Origin of the sequence: Neorhizobium descurainiae, from assembly GCF_051400715.1 — a bacterium.
GTDB lineage: Bacteria > Pseudomonadota > Alphaproteobacteria > Rhizobiales > Rhizobiaceae > Neorhizobium.
Map to the genome: position 1 here is coordinate 272124 of NZ_JBLFFK010000006.1, position 18733 is coordinate 290856.

18 protein-coding genes are annotated in these 18733 nt (G+C 60.5%); all 18 read right to left on the bottom strand.

Features of this window, described 5'->3' with window-relative positions; all coding sequences use genetic code 11:
* Positions 1–3: 3 nt before the first annotated feature.
* Complete coding sequence (gene fliR, locus ACMGE0_RS13920) at positions 4–756, bottom strand: flagellar biosynthetic protein FliR (protein WP_436816445.1); 753 nt, start codon at positions 754–756, stop codon at positions 4–6.
* A 71-nt stretch (positions 757–827) separates the two neighbouring features.
* Positions 828–2915: a flagellar biosynthesis protein FlhA gene (flhA, locus tag ACMGE0_RS13925; protein WP_436816446.1), complete on the bottom strand. Its 2088-nt coding sequence runs from the start codon at positions 2913–2915 to the stop codon at positions 828–830.
* Between the two features lie 118 nt (positions 2916–3033).
* The gene (gene fliQ, locus ACMGE0_RS13930) at positions 3034–3300 is read right to left on the bottom strand and encodes a flagellar biosynthesis protein FliQ (RefSeq protein WP_436816447.1); all 267 of its coding nucleotides are present in this window, start codon (positions 3298–3300) and stop codon (positions 3034–3036) included.
* A gap of 29 nt (positions 3301–3329) precedes the next feature.
* Positions 3330–3818, bottom strand: coding sequence for a flagellar hook assembly protein FlgD (gene flgD, locus ACMGE0_RS13935; RefSeq protein ID WP_436816448.1), 489 nt, complete (start codon positions 3816–3818; stop codon positions 3330–3332).
* Positions 3809–4258 carry a flagellar biosynthesis repressor FlbT gene (gene flbT, locus ACMGE0_RS13940; protein WP_436816449.1) on the bottom strand — a complete coding sequence of 150 codons (450 nt, stop codon included), beginning with the start codon at positions 4256–4258 and terminating at the stop codon, positions 3809–3811. The genes flgD and flbT overlap by 10 nt, the downstream gene beginning before the upstream one ends.
* Positions 4255–4602 carry a flagellar biosynthesis regulator FlaF gene (gene flaF / locus ACMGE0_RS13945; protein WP_436816450.1) on the bottom strand — a complete coding sequence of 116 codons (348 nt, stop codon included), beginning with the start codon at positions 4600–4602 and terminating at the stop codon, positions 4255–4257. The genes flbT and flaF overlap by 4 nt, the downstream gene beginning before the upstream one ends.
* Before the next feature lie 37 nt (positions 4603–4639).
* The gene (locus ACMGE0_RS13950; RefSeq protein WP_436816451.1) at positions 4640–5746 is read right to left on the bottom strand and encodes a flagellar hook-associated family protein; all 1107 of its coding nucleotides are present in this window, start codon (positions 5744–5746) and stop codon (positions 4640–4642) included.
* A 2-nt stretch (positions 5747–5748) separates the two neighbouring features.
* Positions 5749–7242 (bottom strand): flagellar hook-associated protein FlgK, encoded by a 1494-nt coding sequence (flgK, locus tag ACMGE0_RS13955; RefSeq protein ID WP_436816452.1) that lies wholly within the window; start codon positions 7240–7242, stop codon positions 5749–5751.
* Between the two features lie 45 nt (positions 7243–7287).
* Positions 7288–8580 carry a flagellar hook protein FlgE gene (locus ACMGE0_RS13960; protein WP_436816453.1) on the bottom strand — a complete coding sequence of 431 codons (1293 nt, stop codon included), beginning with the start codon at positions 8578–8580 and terminating at the stop codon, positions 7288–7290.
* Positions 8581–8683: 103 nt separating this feature from the next.
* Positions 8684–9355, bottom strand: a complete 672-nt coding sequence (rem, locus tag ACMGE0_RS13965) for a transcriptional activator Rem (RefSeq protein ID WP_436816454.1) — start codon at positions 9353–9355, stop codon at positions 8684–8686.
* A gap of 281 nt (positions 9356–9636) precedes the next feature.
* Positions 9637–10107 carry a transglycosylase SLT domain-containing protein gene (locus ACMGE0_RS13970; protein ID WP_436816477.1) on the bottom strand — a complete coding sequence of 157 codons (471 nt, stop codon included), beginning with the start codon at positions 10105–10107 and terminating at the stop codon, positions 9637–9639.
* 154 nt (positions 10108–10261) lie between these two features.
* The gene (fliK, locus tag ACMGE0_RS13975) at positions 10262–11734 is read right to left on the bottom strand and encodes a flagellar hook-length control protein FliK (protein ID WP_436816455.1); all 1473 of its coding nucleotides are present in this window, start codon (positions 11732–11734) and stop codon (positions 10262–10264) included.
* On the bottom strand, positions 11731–13005 hold the full coding sequence (gene motC, locus ACMGE0_RS13980; RefSeq protein ID WP_436816456.1) for a chemotaxis protein MotC: 1275 nt from the start codon (positions 13003–13005) through the stop codon (positions 11731–11733). Before motC ends, fliK begins: the two co-directional genes overlap by 4 nt.
* A 2-nt stretch (positions 13006–13007) precedes the next feature.
* Positions 13008–14288, bottom strand: coding sequence for a MotB family protein (locus tag ACMGE0_RS13985; RefSeq protein ID WP_436816457.1), 1281 nt, complete (start codon positions 14286–14288; stop codon positions 13008–13010).
* On the bottom strand, positions 14285–14926 hold the full coding sequence (locus ACMGE0_RS13990; protein WP_436816458.1) for a hypothetical protein: 642 nt from the start codon (positions 14924–14926) through the stop codon (positions 14285–14287). The genes ACMGE0_RS13985 and ACMGE0_RS13990 overlap by 4 nt, the downstream gene beginning before the upstream one ends.
* A 287-nt stretch (positions 14927–15213) precedes the next feature.
* Positions 15214–16500 carry a flagellin N-terminal helical domain-containing protein gene (locus ACMGE0_RS13995; protein WP_436816459.1) on the bottom strand — a complete coding sequence of 429 codons (1287 nt, stop codon included), beginning with the start codon at positions 16498–16500 and terminating at the stop codon, positions 15214–15216.
* Between the two features lie 324 nt (positions 16501–16824).
* Complete coding sequence (locus ACMGE0_RS14000) at positions 16825–18090, bottom strand: flagellin N-terminal helical domain-containing protein (protein WP_436816460.1); 1266 nt, start codon at positions 18088–18090, stop codon at positions 16825–16827.
* A gap of 249 nt (positions 18091–18339) precedes the next feature.
* Positions 18340–18733, bottom strand: a 394-nt coding sequence (locus ACMGE0_RS14005; RefSeq protein WP_436816461.1) for a flagellin, incomplete at its 5' end; no start/stop codon positions are given.

Genomic DNA, 18733 nt, shown 5'->3' on the forward strand with positions numbered 1-18733 from the left:
CCCCTAGAAGGACATGAAGATCGGCGCGAAGCCGTCCGCATACTGGCGGATGAGCGCGGCGATCGAGAGATAGAGAAGGAAAAGCCCGCCCATCAGAAGGAAGGGCGTCGAGATGAAGAAGACTGGAATCTGCGGCGCAAGCTTGTTGATGAGCCCGATCGCCACGTTGAACATCAGGCCGTAGATCAGGAACGGGCTTGCCAGCCTCAGCATGATCATCGTCGACGCGCGCAACGTGTCGGTCAGCGTGATCAGTATCTTCTGCGAATCGATCACCGCCCCGACCGGCGTCGCCGAATAGGAATCGACGAGGGCGCGGAAGACGATGTGGTGGAAGTCCATCATGAACAACAGCAGAAGACCGCTCAGGGTCAGGAGGTTGGTCATCTGGTTTTCCGAGGTATCTTCCAGAATGTCGTGGCCGCCGGGCGCCGTGAAGCCGATGGACATGGTCAGGATCGCGCCGGCAAACTGCATGCCCAGCGTATAGAGCCGGGCGATCAGACCGTAGACGATGCCGATCAGGGTTTCAGTGAAGATAAGTCCGACATAGGTGGCGCCGGGGGCGGATACCTTGGGATAGATCATGTCCCAGAGGATCGGCAGCATCGCCATGGAAAGGGCTACGGCGGCGAAAAGCCTGACCTGCGGGGGGATACGGGCGCTTCCGAAACCCGGGAGAACCATCATGCACCCGCCCATGCGGCAGAACGCAAGGAAAAGCGCGAGAATGGTCCCTTGCGGGTCGGTAATCATGGGAGAATCGTCCTTTGCCGACACCGTAGGGCGTTTCAGAGCCGAATGAAATCCGGTCCTGAAACCCTCCACTACGAAATGGCGCCGAGTATCTTGATTTCGAGGCCCTTGGCGAGCTCCACGTGGGAGAGAACCGGAAGCGTCGCGAACAGGCGCTCGATGATCATCCGCACATAGGAGCGCGTCTCAGGCGAGGTGACGAGCACGAAGGGCAGGCCGCGATCCATGAACTCGCGGATGACCTTGGTCGCCTGCTCGCTGAACTCTTCCAGCGTGCGCGGATCGATGTCGAACTCGACCACTTCGCCCTTGTTGTCGCGCTTCAGCGCCTGGTGGAACAGCATGTCCCACTTGTTGCCGAGACGCAGCACGCGGAGCACCCCGTTGTCGGCAAGGTCGCCGCAGAGCTGCTGCGCCATGCGCACGCGCACATGTTCGACGATCTGCTCCGTCTTGCGGACATGCGGCGCAAGTTCCGCCACGGCTTCGAGGATGAGATGCAGGTTGCGGATCGAGACACGTTCGGCGAGCAGCAGCTTCAGGACCGCCTGCAGGCCCGAATAGGACATGTGCGACGAGCAGATCTCGTCGGCGAGCTTCTTGTATTCCGGATCGAGCCGATCGATCAGGATCTTGACGTCCTTATAGGAGAGAAGCTGCGGCAGGTTGTTGCGGATGACTTCCGACAGATGGGTCAGCACGACCGAAACGTTGTCGATCGGATGGAATCCCTCGCGCTTCAGGTCCTCTGCGAAAGTTTCGAGGATAGAGACCGCCGGCATGCCGAAGGCGGGTTCGCGGATTTCGTCGCCGGGGATGCTCGGCTTGCGGCCCGATCCCGTCACGACAAGCACGTCGCCGACCCGCAGGACGTTCGATGCGATCGTCGTGCCGTGGATGCGGATCTGGTAGGATTTTTCCGGAATGGCGATGTCGTCGGCAACCTTGATTTCCGGCACCACGAAGCCGTATTGGGTCGCGAACTTCTTGCGCATCTTGCCGACCCGAAAGGCGAGTTCCTGGTGGGCGCCGAGCAGCCGGGTCGAGACCTGCTTGCCGAGCGCCAACTCGATCTCGGCGGTCTTGAGGACCGACTTGACCGAATCCTTCTCCGCCTCCTTGTTCTGGACGACCTTCTTTTCCTCGTCCTCGCGGCGCGCCTTGTTCTCCGCCTCGATGCGACGCGGCACGAGCCAGGCACCGAAACCCATCAAGCCGCCGAGCGCCATGAAGGGCAGGAAAGGCAGGCCGGGAACGATCGCCAGCAGGCCCATGAGGCTGGCTGCGACCGAAAGGGCGCGCGGATAACCGCCGAGCTGATCGATGACGGCCTTGTCGGTGGAACCGGACGTGCCGCCGCGGGTGACAAGCAGGCCGGCCGCGAGCGAAACGATGAGGGCCGGGATCTGCGAGACGATACCGTCGCCGACCGAGAGCTTGACGAAGACATCGGCCGCCTCGCCGATCGGCATGTCGTGGCGGAAATAGCCGATGATGATGCCGCCGAAGATGTTGATCGCGGTGATGATGAGGCCCGCGATGGCGTCGCCGCGCACGAATTTCGACGCACCGTCCATGGCCCCGAAGAAGGAGCTTTCCTCTTCGAGCTCAGAGCGGCGGCGCTGCGCCTCCTTCTCGTCGATGATGCCGGCCGACAGGTCGGCGTCGATCGACATCTGCTTGCCGGGGATCGCGTCGAGGGTGAAGCGAGCGCCGACTTCGGCGATACGGGTGGCGCCCTTGGTGATGACGATGAAGTTCACCGTGACGAGGATCATGAAGACGATCACGCCGATCACGAAATCGCCGGACATGACCAGGCTTGAAAAGCCCTGGATCACGTTGCCCGCCGCGCCATGCCCCTCGTGGCCGTGCGACAGGATCACACGCGTCGTTGCGATATTGAGCGCCAATCGTATCATGGTCGCGATCAGCAGGACGGTCGGGAAGGAGGAGAAGTCCAACGGCCGCTGGATCCACAGCGCCACCATCAGGATCAACACCGAGAATGCGATCGAGAAGGCAAGGCCGATATCGATCAGGAAAGGCGGTATCGGCAGAAAGAGGATGCAGAGGATGGCGACGATGCCGAGCGCAAAACCGACATCGCGGCCGCTCGGAGTTACCTTAGGTATGGACAATGCAGGTGGTTGCGCCATGGCTTTCCCGTCTCTTCATGAGATGGCGGCAGGACGTTCTCCTGCCAGTTCACCATCGTGAGTATCGGTCGAAGCTTGCGCGAAAGTGGGGGAGCGAAAGGCAAACGGGGCAGCCGGGTCAGAAGCCCGATTGCACCCGCGAAAAGACGAGATTGGCGAAAAGATTGATCTGGCCGCCGATGAACGGCGCCGTAATGCCGATCGTCACCATGATGGCGACGATCTTCGGCACGAAAGTCAGCGTCATTTCCTGAACTTGCGTCAGGGCCTGGAGAAAGGCGATGGCGACGCCCACCACCATGGCCACAAGCACGGCGGGGCCGGAGGCGATCAGGATCGTCCAGATCGCCGCCTGCATGATATCAAGGGCATCAGCTTCATTCATCGAGCTGGCTCCGATTCGCGGAAAATTCGTTAACTATCTGTACCGCTATTGTCGCCCTCGGTCGATCCGTCCGTTGCATCATCATCGTCGCCGGTCGAGAGCGGCTGGTCCGAGAACACGACGCCGGCCTGCAGCAGGATCTTGTCGTTCTTTTCCGTAATGGCAACGACGCCGTCCGCATAGACCTCGACTTCCTTGACCTTGCCCGTGAGCGTATCGTCGGCACTCTTGATGTATTTGCCGACGAGATCGGTGGCGCGGGTCAGCGCCTCGGCCTGGAGCATGCTCTTCAGATGATTGTTCGTCTGGATCGACTGCTCGACCTGCGAAAAGGTCGCAAGCTGCGAAATCTGCTCGGTCGCATCCATCGGATCGGTCGGATCCTGATGCTTCATCTGCGCGATGAGGAGCTGCAGGAAGTTGTTGTAGTTCAAGTTTGCCTTGTTGGACGCATCGGTCGATGCACCGGCGTTTGCCCAAGGGTTGGCCGCCGCCGATGTGACAGGATCTACCGCCATGGCGCGATCTCCTTGCGAATGCGCTCGACGGTGGCCGGCGCGATTTCCTGATTGTTCAGAATGCGGTCTTCCACCGGATAAAGGGCGCGGATCGTCTTGAGGGCGTCGAAGGCGCGGCCGGATGCAACCATGCCGTCGATGCGCTTCAATTCCGCCAGCACCTCGTCGTCCTGGAAGCAGGTGAGCAGCATGGCGACCGACTTGCGGAACAGCGCCATCGACTGCTCCTTTCCATCGGGGTTGATCAGCATCATCTGGGCGATGAAATAGAGCTGCCGAAGCGGCGTGGTCGCATCCTCCGGCTGAAGAACATGGTTTTCCAGAAGGAACGTGACGTCGTTGAGGAATTCCAGCGCGACCTTGCGATCAACGCGCAACACGGCGCCGTTGATGAAGATCCGCTCGCCGGATTTCAAGGAGATACGAAGCGTACTTTTCATTTAAGTCCATCCCTGATGATGGTGGTCACGTCAATGATGCCCTGGAAATTGGTCGATTCGCGTTTTCTGACCTTCTCGCATTCCTTCAATATCCAGATGGCGATCGAGATCAGATCAGCACGCAGTTCGGTGGCCAATTCGTTATCCGGCTGCTTCAGGTCCTCGATGAAGCGAATCCAGACACGTCGGGTGTAAAACAGAGCTTCGACCGTCGTGCGCGTGTAACTACCCTCGTCGCGAGCTGCGATCAGCATCTCGATGGAGCGATCAAGGGCCTGCCGTTCACGATCCTTGGCGTTTGCGACGCCGTCCTCCATGATCTCGGCATATGAAAATTGGTACATTCATGTATCCTTCATCTTCACGGCCTTCCTTTAATCATCAAAGGAAGTTGGCTAGACTCAGCTGCTGAATTTTTGCCGTTACGGTGTATGCGGTCTCGAGAAGCGTCTTCATGGTGTTGAGGCGGGTCGCGGCCTCCTCCGGATCGACATTCTCCATGTCTCCGAGACCCTTCACCAGAATATCCTTCTGCGCCTCCAGCCTTTCCTCAGCCTTGGAGACGCGTTCGGTATAGACACCGACCATAGTCCGTTGCTGGTTAATACTGTCGACACCGTTCATCGCCTCGGCGATCACGGACCTCGTCCGCGAGCTCACCGCCTCGCGAGCCTTGGCGTCCATGTTGGGCTGCAGGAGCTCCAGCGAGATGATCGAAGCGAACGCGAAATTCCGCATGCCGGCGCTATTGGCGTTGGTGGAACTGTCGACGACCTCGACCTGGCTGATGCGGCTCTTCATGTTCTCGTCGCTGGCGGAAGAGAAATACGTCGTCCAGAGATCCTCTCCGCCCAAACCCGGATGCGGCGGATCCGAGAGCGGCGTGGTGCCGTTGAACTTTGCCTCGAGGTCGTCGAGGAAGCCGTTCATCTGGTCTTCCGTCATCGCCGACATGCTCGGGATGGGCGGGACGTGCGACGACATATAATAGTTGAGCTCGGTGTCGAAAGCGGCCTTCGCCGGCGATCCCGGCGCGAAATAATCCTGCATCGGCTTCACGTCGGTATTGATGCCCGCAAAGATGTACTCGCCCTGGACGGCGGTGTTGGCGAAACTCGTGAAGGCGTCGAGCGAGTTCTGCATCGTCGTGCGTGCCGTCGCGAGGCTCGTCGCGTCGGTGGAATTGCCGAGCGTCAGGATCGCGCTCTGAATTTCAAGAGCGAGGTCGTTCATCTTCGAAAGCGAGAGTTCCGCGCTCTCAAGCCGCTGCGTCGCGAGCGATGCGGTGTTGTAAAGAGATTCGATGCGCGTGATGTCGCGCGAGAGATCGAGAGCGCGCGACGTGCTGGCGCCCAAAGTGACGCCGAGATCCGCATGCTTCCGCGTGACGGCCTCCTGGTTCGCCTTCACCATTTCACGCTGCACGCCTGCGATCGAATTCCGCATCGTGGTCTGAATGGACAATGTAGAAATGAACGATGTCTTCATGATCAGCTCGCAATATCCAAGAGGGCCTGCATCATTTCATCGACCGTCGCCATCAGCTTGGTGCCGGCCTTATAAGATTGCTCAATATCGAGAAGCAGAGACAGTTCTTCGTCGAGGCTGACGCCCGTGGTGCTGGAATAGGCTTCAAGAGCGTGGGTCAACATGGCCGTTTTCGTCTCGTCGGCGGATGTCGCCGTGCTGCGAAGCTGCTCAAGCCATCCCATGGAATCGGATGCGAAGGACAAAAGGTCCGGAGCGTCGGCGATTTCCGTATCCGGATCGAACGCCATCGGCCCCTCGAGATTTTCATTGTACTTGTCGAGCAGATCGCCGTAGCTGCTGCCGCCCGTATTGACCACATAGGGATTTGGTGTGGTCGGATCGGTGTCGATATCGTTGATGCCACCGTCGCGCAGCTTGTCGGGCGTGCCGGCCGGCGGTACGACGACCGGATTGACGAATATCCGCGAGGCAAGGCCCGGGACGATCGTGCCGGCGGCGGGAACGGCCGTCTGCTGGACCCCGGAGCTATCCTTGTAGGTGAAGAGGCCCGTGAGCGGCGTCAGCGTTCCGTCCGGTCCCGTTTCCGCAAAGGCGGTGATCAGGCCGCGGGCAATCTCGTCGAGCTGGCTCTGGAAAGTGGGCGCGATCTCGTCGCGGAGCTGCAGCAGCGACTGGATCGACCCCTTGGCGGTGGTGTTGGCGGTTTCGCCGGGCTTGAGCGGCACGCCATCGATATAGACGCCGCTTCCGGTCGTCGCAGCGTCGAAACCGGCTGTCGGCTGGAACGTCACTTTCCGCGGCACGGATTCGAACAGCGTCACGCCGTCCGATGTGTAGAGCACCAGATCGTTGTTTTCGCGAATGTAGGACGTGACGCCGACGATTTCCGCGATCTTCTTGACGAGCCCCTCGCGCGTGTCGAGCGCGTCGTTGGCATCGGCGCCGCTCGCCGTCGCATTCTTGACCTGGTTGTTGACGGTTTCGAGCTTGGCGAGCAGCGAATTCAGGTCGTCGACATTCTGCTTGATCTGGTCGTCGGCATCCTTGCGGATCTGCTGGAGCTCGTCGGCGGCCGTGTTCAGGCCCGAGGCGAGATCCTGCGCGCTGGAAATCACGGCCATGCCGAGACCGGTGTCGTTCGCCTTGGAGGTGAACGCATCCAGGTTGTTGCGGAAGGCCGTGATCAGCTTGGCGGGGGAGAGCTCGTTGTCGTTCCCCCCCATCAGGTTCTTGATCGACTCAAGGCCGTTCAAGAGAGTCCGCTGGCCGCTCGCAACCGACGAGCTTTCGATCGTCTGACGCAGGAGCGGAGCATTCTGAGAGCGGACGATGTCGCCGATCATGGCTCCATTGCCGCCGGTCACGACCATTGCGGAACGGCGGACGTAATCCGGGTTCTGCGCATTGGCGATGTTCTTCGAAACCACCGACGACTGAGTGCCGGAATTGTTGAAGATGGACTGGGCCGTGGACAATGCTGATGAGAGCGACATTTCTTATAACCTCTTGAGACTTATTCTCTCGATGATTTCGGCCGTTTATCTCTTCAGGTTGATGAGCACGTCCATCAGATCGGAGCCGGTCTGGAAGACCTTCGAATTCGCCGTATAGACGCGCTGGGACTCGATCATCTCGGTCAGTTCGTTGGCGATATCGACATTGGAGCTTTCAAGCGCACCGGAGTAGATCTGGCCGAAGGCGCCGCTCTGCGGGAAACCGATGGTGACCACGCCCGAGTCGGTGGTCGGCAGATAGACGTTGCCGTTCTGCGGCAGAAGCTTGTCGATCGCCGGGACCGTTGCCAGGGCGAGCTGATAGATCGGACGGCGGCCGCCATCCTGATAGACGGCCGTGACGACGCCGTCGCCGCCGATTTCGACATCGGTGATCGGGCTCGGCGAATTGCCGTCGATGATGCCCTTGCCCGGCGTGAAGGCGGTGGCGAACTGCGTCATTTGGGAGAGATCGATGGTGATCGTCTGCGCCGGCGTGGCGCCGTCGTTGGGATCAGTGAATGTGATTTCGGTCGGCGATGCAGGGGCCGTCGTCTTCAGCTTGTTGGTGTTCGGATCGAAAACAAGCGTGACCGTCTGCTGGACAAGATCGGTTGCGGGCGTAGCGGTATAAGGGAAACCGCCATTCGTGGCCTGGTCCTGACGGTAGACAGAAACCTCCCAGGTATTCTCGCCGGTCTTGGTGTAGTAGAAATCGTAGAGAACCTTTGCACCGGCATGGTCGTAGCCGGTCAGCGAGCTCTTGTTGGTATAGGTGCTGGTTGCGAGGTTATCGCTAGGCGTATCGCCGGTAACGGCCGTCGCTTCCTTGTTCAAGTTGGCCGGGAAGCTGCCCTGGCTGGAAGGCGAGGATACCAGACCGAAATCGTTGATGTTGATCGCCTCAAGGCCGTTGAAGCCGTTGACGACGGCCGCCGGCGGGTTCGAACCATAGGGATAGCCCATGAGCTGGAAGCCGGCGGTGTTGACGAGATAACCGTTCGAGTCCTTCTGGAACGAGCCGGCGCGCGTCAGATAAGGCGAACCGTTCGGGTCGCTGACGATGAAGAAGCCTTCGCCCTGGATTGCGAGATCGGTGGAGGAGGTCGTGTACTGGATGCCGCCCTGCTCGGAGATGCTGTAGCGGACGTTCGTTTCGACACCACCCGAAGAATACGCGCCCTGGGTCGAAGGCAGGACCAGCGACGAGAATGCAGTCGATGCCCGCTTGTAGCCCACCGTGCTCGAATTGGCGATATTGTCGCCAACGGTACCGAGGCGGTTGGCCTGAGCATTCATACCCGAGACGGCCGTCTTCATCGTGCCGAAAATACTCATAGGAAATCTCCTGTTTGTCTGATGGAGAGAGTAAGTTGCGGGCCTTGCGTGAAGCTGTCTGTCTTCTTACCCGCGAAATATGCGGCAAGACCCCACCGAGAAATCAGTTCCAATCGATGCAGTAACCAAGGAAACGCTTGGAATCGACCGGATCGAAGCCGAGCTTCTTGCGCAGCTTCTTGCGCAGCTTGCTGATATGGCTTTCGACGACGTTCTCTTCGACTTCCTCGTCGAAGATGCCGTAGATGGCATTGAAGATCTGCGTCTTGGAAACACGGCGGCCGCGATTGGCGACCAAATACTCCAGAATGCGGCGCTCGCGGCGCGGCAGCGGGAATACGTCGCCGTCGATTTCCGGATCGCGCCCGTCGGAGAAAACCCGAATCGCGCCGATATCGGTATAGTTTGAGATCGCCTTCAGACGACGGCGGATCGCGGCGGCGCGCGCCAGTATCTCGCGGGGATGGACGGGCTTGCGCACCACGTCGTCGACACCGCTGTCGAAGAAGGCGAGGGTCGCCTCCAGGGAGGGCTGGTCGCTGACCGCGATCACCGGCGCCATGGACCGGTCCCGGATCGCCCGCGGCAATTCGAGCGCACATTCACCCTGGCCAATCAGGAAGGCTTCGACCGCAGCAATGTCCGAATCTGCCGCGGTGTTCACCCACTCGCCGAATTCCTTTGGATCAAACCCTTGGGAAGGAACTCCCTCGCGCCCGAAAAGAGAAGTGTAACCGTCTTTCACGAGCTCACGCTCATCAACCACTACGATCATTCGTCCGCCTCCGAATCAGTTGTGGTGCTTCGATGGCTCTATGGGTACGAATCAGCGGAATCGGAGACAAGCTGCGTGAAATTAACCAAACAAATTAATAGTTGATTAACCATTAGCTCCCGATTTGCACTAGATATAGTGGGTGCGCCATTTTCGCACACAAGTTTCCAGTGGAAAAATTAACGCATCGTAAAAGAATGCTTGCATTGCCATTTTGCGCCACAAAGGCGGGCAATTGCAATTTTGCGATTCTTTGTTTTATGGATTCAACTAAAAATTGCTTAACCGTTGCAGAAGCGGGAAGCGTTGGAAGTCCATTTTCCGTAGCCCGTCGCGACAAGATTGCTGATCACCCGGCAGACGTATTTCTTCTGTGCGGGATCGTTGTTGGGCCCCGCGTGGTATCTGGCCACCGCCATCGTCCAGGTCTCATGCCTGTCATGAAGGTTGCGGAGAAACTTGGCCGCATATTCCACGTTGCGCTGCGGATTGAACATTTCCTCCGGCGAAGAGAAATTCTCGCCATGGAAATGATGATTGATCTGCATGCAGCCTATATCGATGAGCCTCATGCCCTGCTGCTTGGCGGCGTGGAAGGTCGTCATCGCCTCCTGCTGCGAGGGAGGGAAATATGCCTTCCCCTCCACATTCATGGCATAAGGGCTAAGGCTCCCCTTCCGGCCGGTTTCGGTGAGACCCACCGAATAGAGAATGCCTTCGGGTACGCCGTATTTCGCCGCAGCCGCCTGGATTTCACGCTCGCAGGCGCCGGGATTGGCCGGCGCTCCGAGGGCTGCTGGGCTTGCAGGCGGACGCTTGACGGCCTTGGGTGCAGGTTTCTCCGCCGCCGGAGCCGTTCCCTGGCTTCCCCACCCTCCGGAACTGAACAGCGATCCGGCGCCGGCTTCAGAGGTAGAGATGGTCAGGACGAGCGCTGCCAGAAGCGGCAGCCGTCGCGTTGTCCGATGCCGCGTCATTGGCACTCCTTGCACCTTGCTCATCCGCTTGACGGTTACCGGCCTGCTCCTGGCCACGACCTGCAGCCTGCCCCTGCCGCCCGCCTTCAGCCATGCTCTGCTGGCCCGGCTGACCCGCCTGCCCCTGCTGGCTGCCGGCAGCGTCCGAACCCGCAGTCGATGCGATGCTGATCGTTACCTGATCGACGGCGAAGCCCTGTGCGCGCAGCGCATCCAGGATGCCGCCGCTGTCTTCGCTGAGCTGGCGATAGGCCGCGCGCGTCTCCACGGTCAGATGAACGTTCAATTCCTCCCCGTGAAGGCGCAACGTGGCCGTCACCGAACCGAGCTCGTGCGGGTTCATCTGCAGCTTGAGCATATTCACCACCGTCCCGGTGCTGCTCTGCGTTGCGGCATTGGAAAGGGCCGAGCTCGGATGCATGGCGGACGCCCATTCGGGATCGCCCGACAGCATCGCCGTCAGGTTCGCACCGTTGGAACTCGGCGCTAGCCCAAGGAACCGGCGGGTGTCGAGCACGGTGACGTTTTCAGCGGCACCGTTGGAGGACGATTTGAACTCCACGGCGGCGGTGCGCCCGCCGCGGCCGCCATCGACCGCCATATCGACGCTCTGGCCTTCACCGCGGGCGTTGCTGAAACGGAACAGGCGCGTGCCGGGAACATCCGGCTCCGCCGGCATGGAAAGCGGGTCCGTTGCGGTGTCGTTCATCACCCCGACGTGTTTGGGATCATTCCCGGCAACGGGGCCGAGTTCAGGCGACCGGCCGTCGGCGTCCTTGCCTCGCTTGCTCTGAGCGCCGGCGGCATTCTTCGGCATCATCGCGCTCAGCTCGCCGGCGTTCGCCTCAGCACCGTTCAAAAGCGACAGCACATCGGCGATCTTCGCGTCGTCGGCGGAAAGTATCGACAGGTCCAGATCGGCATCCCCGCCTTCCAGCGCCTTGTCGGCCGCCACATCCTTTCCGGAAGCGGCCTCGTTCTTTTCGTGAAGCTCATCCAACTGCCTTGTGACCGCCTTGGCGGCGGCAAGCGCATCGCGAAGCTTCTTCTCCGCCGCAGTCAGTTGCCGCTCTCCGGATTTCCGCGTCTCTTCCGACTTCAGGGGCGCGGCCGGGTTTTCCGCCTCACCAGGCTTCGTGCGCAGGGATTCCGGCCTGAGATCGATGATCGGCTTCGTCTTGGCGGGCTTCGCATCGGCCATGCGGTCTTCGGGCGCAGACTGCTCCTCGCCTTCCGGCACGTCGTCCGGTTGCTGAGGAGGCGCATCGCGCCCGTAATCCGAAAGCGCGTCGGCGAACCCGCTTGGAGAACCCTCGGCGTCCTTCCGGCCGGCGACGGCATGTTTTGCGGAAGAAGCCGCATCCGCAGCGCCAGCTTTACCACCCAAAATATCGGTAATCATTTGGAAGCGCTCTCCTCCTTCAGCATTTCATCGATGGCATTCAATTTCGAACGACCGCTATCGACGAATGTCTGGAAGGCCGGATCGAAGTTGGCAGCGGTGCCGGCCATCGGACCTTCCGTGGCGGGGGCAGGCCCAGCGATCTCATTTCTGGGCAACGCGACTTGGGACTTCGCGTCTTCTGTATTGTTCATAGTGACAGGCGTTTCTTGTGCGAGGCTTTCGGCGGTCGGCTGGCTGAGGACCTGCTCCGCCACGGTTTGCGCGGCCTGACGCAAGGCCCGGTCGCGCGGCGAAAGAGCCTCCTCCGGAACATCCGCTATCGCCCGCATGGCCGCGCCGATATCGTTCGTCGGGATGTCCGCGAGGCCGCCATAAAGGCGCGCAAGCGCTTCGGGAGTGGGATTTCCGCCAAGCGCCTCGGCTTTCGAGGAGGCGAGACGGGCAAGATCGTTCCTGCCTGCAACCGCGGCCGCGCGTGCGATGCGCAGGAAGACTTCCCGGCGGCGGTCGACGTCCATGAACTCCAGCGTGCCGTCGATATCCTCTTCCCTGATCTCGCCGAAATGCCCGACGACGAGCTGCACGAAGAAATCGGCGAACTGGCTGGCATAGGGAGAATGCACGAAACGCCGGGCATACTTGCGCGAATAGGAGAGCGCCTGGCCGACCAGGTTGGCATCGACGGCGATCGCGACGGAACGGCGGAGCGCCGCTTCCTCTATGATCGTACCGGGAGCCGTCAGCCGCGCCCAATCGTAAAAGACCAGAGCGCCCTCGGGATCCTTGATGACCGATACGTTGCCGCTGACCAGCGCAAGATAGGGGCCGATCTTCTCATCGCGATACTCGTCGGCCATTTCGGCCAGGCTTTTCGCAACGAGCGTACCTTTGCCGCTCAGATATTTCCTCAGTGCGTCGGCAACGCGACTGTCGAAATTACCGGCGATGTCGCGTGACGCGAGATATTCGAGCGTCCCCGGATTGCCGCCGCTCATGGCATAGATCAGCGCGGCGTCGACATTGCGCGGATCCTCGAAGATAGACGGATCTGCGGTCCTCAACCGCCGGTCGATCGTCTCCAACATGAAGCGCTGCATTTCCGAGGCCGAATGATCACCGCGAACGACGGAATCCTGCACGAATTGCAAAGAACGAAGCATCGCATAGGGGGCCAGATCGCCGCGCTCCTGCGCCATTGCCGGATATGCCGACGCGGCCCCGAAAACGAGGCCGGCCGCCAACAGGAACCGTGTGCCCGCAAGCGCCATGATTACCCCTCGTCCGCCTGGAGCAGGATCTCGATGCGCCGGTTCGCCGCAGCCAGCGGATCGTCCGGCACCTGAAGCCGCCTGTCCGCGAATCCGGAAACCTGCTTGATGCGGTCTTCCGCCAGGCCGCCATGCACAAGCATGTAATAGGCGCTGTGCGCGCGGGCCATCGAAAGCCGCCAGTTGTCGTTTTCGGTCCCCTTGAACTGGCGGCCGTCCGTGTGGCCGCGCAGGACGATGCTGCCCCCGCGCTCCTTGAGGATCTGGCCGATCTTTTCCATCGCCAGCACCATTTCCCGGCGCGGCACGGCCGAACCGATATTGAACATCGGATCGCTGATCTGATCGGAAATCGTCACCAGCAGCCCGCCTTCGGCGGGGGTCACGATCAAGCCTTCGGCAAGCTTGCCCGCAACGCCGGAAATCTGCTGCTGGATTTCCTCGCGCAGTTCGTCCGCCGCCTTCCGCGCCTGCTGTTCAGCCTTCGCGCCGTCTTCCGGCTTCTGGCCGTCGGGATTTGCCGTTTTCTCGGCCTGAGCCGAAGCTTGGTCCAGTAGCGACCGATCAGGGCGTGGCGAGGGAACGGCGGCAGCCAGCGACTGCTGCGGCTCTGCCCCGGGAGCCTGCGGCGCTTGGCCCATCTGCGCCAGCGGGTCCTCGCTCGGAACCGCCTTCACGGCCTGGTCAGGACCGTCGGCCCGCGTCACCTGAACCTGCCTGGTCCAGAAATCCGGATCGAAGGGGTCGCGATAGGCCTGACCGCCGTCGGCGCCGGTCGCGGGACCGGAATCGCTTGCGCCGCCCTCGCCCTTGGCGCTGACATTGGCCTGCTGGCCGACTTCCTGCGCGATCTCGGCCAGAACGGAATACGGGTTCTCGAAGAAATCCGCCTCCGAATAATTCGGCTCGTCGCCGGAGGTCGAGGTCATGTCCTCGCCCGTCGCCGCCGCCGAACCCTGAACGTCGGCATCCGCCTTGATCCGGGAGCGCTCACCCTCTTCCCGGCCGTCGGCAGCATCAACCGGCTTCTCCAGGCCTTTTTCGGCCGGCGTCTCGTCGGAAAGCTTGATGGGGTTGAAATAGCTCGCCATCGAGGCCTTGGTTTCCTCATTGGCCGCGTTGACCAGCCACATCACGAGGAAGAACGCCATCATCGCGGTCATGAAGTCGGCATAGGCGATCTTCCAGGCACCGCCATGATGGCCGTCATCGTGCCCGCCGCCATGCCGCTTGACGATGACGACCTCGTTCTTGCCGTGATGATGATTTTCGCCGTCGCTCATCCCAGTACCTTCTTCAGACTCGCCGACCACGCAGACATGCGGGTCACAAGCGCGGTTTCACCGATATCGACCGTGATATCGAGGTCGGGTGATTCGATATGGCGCAGCAGTGGAGCGGATGTCCCAAGCGCCGTTTTCAGCTTTTCGAACAGATGCAGCGGACCATGCACGCTCAGCGTCCCAAGGTCCCCCTCGAGCATGCTACCGCGAATGATATCCGCCATGTCGGACACCGCCTTTGCGACGAGCGCCTCATCGAGCAGAGGCGCCAGAATGCCGGCCGTCTGATCGCTGACGGCCTGTGCGGTCAGTCCGGCGATTTCCTGAAGCCGGGCGGCAATCAGCCCGGCGGCTTCGGTCTCATATCTTTCGCGCAGGAGCGCCGTTTCCTCCGCATGCGCCGCAAGGAGCGCCTGGCGCTCCTCCTCGAAGCGCTGCCGCAATTCCTCGGATGCAGCCTCATAGCCCTTCGCATAGGCTTCGGCCCGCTCCGCCTCGACATCGACCTGTTCGTCGGCCACGGGAGGAAGGGCCAGATCGTCTTCGAAGCCGCCCGGAAAACCATCGGTCATCAACGGCAGCGGCACCGTCTGGGGCTCACTGAAATCCTTCAGGTATCGGGCGAGCGAAGCACTCATCAGGCAGCCCCCTCCCCTACAATGCCTTTTCGCCCAGCGCTCTTCATGAGTCTGCCGAGAGAGCGAAATTTCGCCGCTGCCGTCATCGTATCATCCCGATAAGGTTGCCGTTCGTTCGCTCGCGGCGAGATCAGAACATTCGCCGGACCGCAATGGAACGGTAGGAAGTCAAACTTGCGCGAAGATGAAGATGCCGCAGCGCACCGGACCACGCGGTAAGGTCCACGAGTGCCCGGCAGCGCCTGCCGGGGCGCCGCCATGGGATGAACGGCATCAGCTTATACGTGCTATTGCCGGAAGAGCTGAAGGATGTTTTCGGCGTTGGTGTTGGCGATCTGCAGCGACTGGATGCCGAGTTGCTGCTGGGTCTGGAGCGCCTTCAGGCGCGTCGATTCCTCGTTCATGTCCGCATCAACCAGTCGCCCGACGCCCTTGTCGATGACGTCGGTCAATGAGGCGACGAAATCCTCCTGCAGATCGATGCGCTTCTGGATCGAGCCGAGGCTGGAGGCCGCACTCGTCATCCCCATCAACTGCTTGTCGAGGAAGCGCTCCAGCATATCAAGCACGGCCTCGTTGTCCGGCGCGGAGCCCGGAACCATCGTGTTCATCTTCGCCGCGATTTCGTCCAGCTTGTTGATGTCAAGCGTCGAGACGGAAATGCCGAGTCTGCGGTTGTCGAGATTGTTGGCCGCGGTGACAACGAAATAGTAGCTCGTGCCGCCATTTTGATGGACCGGGGTCGTTACGGCGGGGGCGGTGGCCGGATCCGTATCCGTCACCTGAACCCACTGTCCCTCGGCCACCTTCAAATAGGAATTGCCGCCGACTTCATAAATGCGCGCATCGGCTGCGTTCGCATCCGTACCCAGAGCGGCCAAATCGCTCTCGTTGTATACCGGGACCGCATAGCTCGCGCTCGTTGGTGCCTGGGTGCCGTTCGCCGTGGAGACGGTCACGGACGTTTCGGTTTCGGCGACGAACTTGACCGACGAATCCAGAATGCCGAGATTGCCGCCGCTGAGGTCGAAGAGAACCGTCTTCGAATCCAGCGTATAGTCGACGGTCTTGACCGCGACCTCACCGGAAGCCGTGCGGGTGAAGGACGCAACGACCTGCTTGAGCAGCGGCTTTTCCTGGGCGTTCGTACCGCCGTCGCTGATGTAGTCCTGCAGCCAGTTCTCACCGGAAAAGGTCGCAGAATTGGAAATGCTCTTGAGCTGCTCCTGAAGCTGCGTGATCTCTTCCTGGATCTTGTTGCGGTTGGCGCCGACACCGTAAGCCGCGACGATCTTGGACTTGATCTCCATCACCGTGTCGATGGCGCTTTCCATGGCCGCATAGGCGGTATCCACCTTCGCAGCACCGAGGCCGAGAGCATCCTGAATCGTCGACAGCGCGTGATTGTCCGAACGCATCGTCGTGGCGATCGACCAATAGGCGGCGTTGTCCGCCGCCGTCTGGACACGCATGCCGGATGAAACTCTGGCCTGGGTGACTTCCATGTTGCGGTTGATCGCGCGCAGGGTCTGCAAGGCCGCCATGGCGGCGGTGTTGGTCAGGATACTGGTCATTGGCCGTGCCTCGGTCAAATGTTCTGAAGCATCCGGAGTGGGGCACCGGAAACGACCAGAGGCATCATGCTCACCGCCCTCCCGCACCATGTGCGCAGGCGGCCTGTCGTTCTTAGCAAATCGTTAAAGCGACAGTTATCAAAGGCAAATGCGGATTGGCAAGGTATTAATGAAGTCTTAACGCCCGAAGGCGGCGATCGTGCAGGCTTCGCGCAAGCCACGCGGCAACACGGAAAAACCGCGCCTCTTTCGAGACGCGGTCTTCTTTCCGGAATATTGTGCCGTGTCAGAGCGGGACGAAACCGCTCCAGCCAAGAGCGCCGCTTACTGACGGAAGAGCGACAGAATATTTTCGGAATTGGTGTTGGCGATCGACAGCGACTGGATCGCGAGCTGCTGCTGGGTCTGCAGGGCTTTGAGCTTCGTCGATTCCTCGTTCATGTCCGCATCAACCAGTCGGCCGATGCCGCTGTCGATGGAGTCGGTCAGCTTGGATACGAAATCCTCCTGCATGTTGATGCGCATGGAGATCGAGCCGAGCTTGGCGGTGGAGCTGATGAGCGCTTCGAGCTGCGTATCGATGAAAGAAAGAAGGTAATCCATGATGGCCGCGTCGCTGGGGGCGGTGCCCATGCCGAGGTAGCTCTCACCGCTCGAGTCGCGATAGTCATCGAGCTTGGTGATGTCCAGTTCCGCAACGGAGACGTTCAGGGCATATTCGATGCCGGCAGTGACCGTCGCACCGGCCGAGAAGTCGTAACCCTCGGTGGTGTAGACCGCGTCGATGTAAGCGCCGCCGACCTTGATGAGGTAGGTGCCGGTTGCGCCGGTGGTGAAGACGCCGTCGGTGGTGCCCTGCATGAAGACGCCGCCGCCGATGTCCTTCCAAATGGCGTCGGTCGCGTAGAAGGCTTCCGTGTTGATCGAAGCGTAGTACTGCACCCCGGTGCTGCCGCCATCATACTCGATCTTGCGGAAACCGTTGAGAGCGTTGGAGTCGAGAAGGCCGGCATTGCCGCCCGAAAGGTCGAACAGAACGTTCGTCTCGTCGAGTTCGACCTGAATGGCCTGGACCGAGACATTGCCATTGGCATCGCGGATGAAGGAGCCGATAACCTGCTTCATCACGGGACTACCTGCCTCGATGACACCGGTCGTTGCGTTGGCGGAGCCGCCGATATCGGCCTGCAGCCAGTTTTCGCCGGAGAAGGAAGCCGAGGACGCAATGCTCTTCAGCTGATCCTGAAGCTGGGAGATTTCTTCCTGGATCTTCGCCTTGTCGACACCGGCTTCGGTGGCGGCAACGAGCTTGCTCTTGATTTCCTTGACGACGTCGACGACGGTTTCCATCGCGGCATAGGCCGTATCGACCTTGGCGGCGCCGAGGCCGAGTGCGTCCTGAACGGCAGAAAGAGCCGCATTGTCGGAACGCATGGTGGTCGCGATCGACCAGTAGGCGGCGTTGTCGGATGCGGTGGCGACGCGCAGGCCCGAAGAGACGCGGCCCTGAGTCTTTTCCATATCGCCGTCGATAGAGCGAAGCGTCTGGAGCGCAGCCATGGCTGCGATATTGGTCAGAATGCTGGTCATTTTGATTGCCCCTTGATTTGGCTGATTGGAAGGGACATTCCGGATCTCACCGGTGAACGACGGTTCGGCCTGATGCCTGTTAACCTCTTTTTCGTCTTGGTTAACCCTTCGTTTCGATGACCCCAATTAAGCGGCAAATGGTTAACAAAGGTTAAATTCCCTTTACTAAAGTTAATAGAAATCGATGAAGCACAAAAAAGCCGCGCCCCGGAGGGCGCGGCCTTCTTCGATGGTTCCGGCGCGATCCGATTAACGGAAGAGCGACAGGATGTTCTGCGAGTCGGAGTTGGCGATCGAGAGCGCCTGGATCGCAAGCTGCTGCTGCGTCTGCAGGGCTTTGAGCTTCGTGGACTCTTCGTTCATCTCCGCATCCACCAGTCGGCCGACGCCGCTGTCGATCGAGTCGGAGAGCTTCGTGACGAAGTCTTCCTGCATCTGGACGCGCTGCGAGACTGCGCCGAGCTTGGCTGCCGCGCTGGTCATCAGTTCCAGCTGACCGTCGACGAACGAGGTCAGGGCGGCCATGATGTCCTCGTCGCTGACGGCGGTACCCAGGCCGAGGTATTCGTCGGCGTTCGAGTCGCGATAGTCATCGAGCTTGGTGATGTCCAGTTCCGAAACGGAGACGTCCGAGGCATATTCG